This is a genomic window from Paenibacillus artemisiicola, assembly GCF_017652985.1.
Taxonomy (GTDB): Bacteria; Bacillota; Bacilli; order Paenibacillales; family Paenibacillaceae; genus Paenibacillus_Z; species Paenibacillus_Z artemisiicola.
Window position 1 is genome coordinate 1 of sequence record NZ_JAGGDJ010000113.1, and the last position, 1,444, is coordinate 1,444.

Sequence of the window (1,444 nt, forward strand, 5' to 3'; positions counted from 1 at the left end):
GGCGCCGCCGCGAGCGAACGGCCCGCCGCCGCCTCGCCGGGGCGGCGCTTCCGCGAGGCGCTGCGCGCCGAGCGGCCGCTGCAGATCGCCGGCGCCGTGAACGCCTACGCCGCGATGCTGGCGCAGGCCGCGGGCTTCCGCGCGCTGTACGTCTCCGGCGCCGGGGTCGCGAACGCGTCGTTCGGGCTGCCGGATCTGGCGATTACGACGCTGAACGACGTGACGGAGGACGTGCGCCGCATCGCCGGCGCGGTCGACCTGCCGCTGCTGGTCGACGCCGACACCGGCTTCGGCTCCGCGTTCAACATCGCCCGCACGGTGCGGGAGATGATCCGCGCCGGCGCCGCGGGCATCCACATCGAGGACCAGGTGGCCGTGAAGCGGTGCGGCCACCGGCCGAACAAGGCGCTCGTGCCACCGCGCGAGATGGCGGACCGGATCGCCAGCGCGGCGGACGCGCGGACCGACGCGGACTTCGTGCTGATGGCCCGGACCGACGCCTTGGCGTCGGAAGGGATGGAAGGCGCGGTCGCCCGCGCGCTCGCGTACGTGGAGGCGGGGGCGGACATGGTCTTCCTGGAGGCGGCGACGAGCCTCGCGGACTACCGGACGTTCACGGCGGAGGTGAAGGTGCCCGTGCTCGCGAACGTGACGGAGTTCGGGCGGACGCCGCTGTTCGCGGCGGAGGAATTGGCCGGCGCGGGCGTGGCGATGGCGCTGTATCCGCTCTCGGCGTTCCGCGCGATGAGCGCCGCCGCGCTCGAGACGTACCGGACGATCCGCGCGCGGGGGACGCAGGCGGAGCTGACCGGGCGCATGCAGACGCGGGAGGAGCTGTACCGGGTGCTCGGCTATTACGACTACGAGCGCAAGCTGGACGCCCTGTTCGCGCGAAACGACGAACCGGAGGAGGGATGACCGATGGCGGAGAAGAAGCCCGGAGGCTTGGCGGGCGTGGAGGCGGGCGAGACGGCGATCAGCACGGTGGGCAAGGACGGCTGCGGCCTGACGTACCGCGGTTACGCGATCGCGGACTTGGCGGAGCACGGCAGCTTCGAGGAGACGGCGTACCTGCTGATCCGCGGGAAGCTGCCGAACGTGGACGAATTGACCGACTATCGTCGGAAGCTGGACGCGGCGAGCCGGCTGCCGGACGCGCTGAAGCGGATGCTGGAGCTGGTGCCGGCGGACGCGCATCCGATGGAGGTGCTGCAGCTCGGCTGCGTCGCGCTCGGCACGCTGGAGCCGGAATCGCCGGACCGTCCGCCGGAGGAACTGGCGGACCGGCTGATCGCGCTGACGGGGCCGATGCTGCTGCATTGGCACCACTATCATCGCGGCGCGGCTCCCGGCGGCGCGCCCGCGCCGGACCGGCCGGAAGCCGCGCCGGGCACGGTGCTGACGGCGGACACGGCCGACGGCGTGCCGGCCGACGGCGAGGCCG

The 1,444-nt window shown here is 73.5% G+C and carries 2 protein-coding genes; both read left to right on the forward strand.

What is annotated here, in order from left to right:
• Positions 1-918: methylisocitrate lyase (gene prpB, locus I8J29_RS33370; protein WP_276316371.1), on the forward strand; the 918-nt coding region annotated here is incomplete at its 5' end.
• A gap of 3 nt (positions 919-921) precedes the next feature.
• The coding region (locus tag I8J29_RS33375; protein ID WP_276316372.1) for a citrate/2-methylcitrate synthase at positions 922-1,444 on the forward strand (523 nt) is incomplete at its 3' end.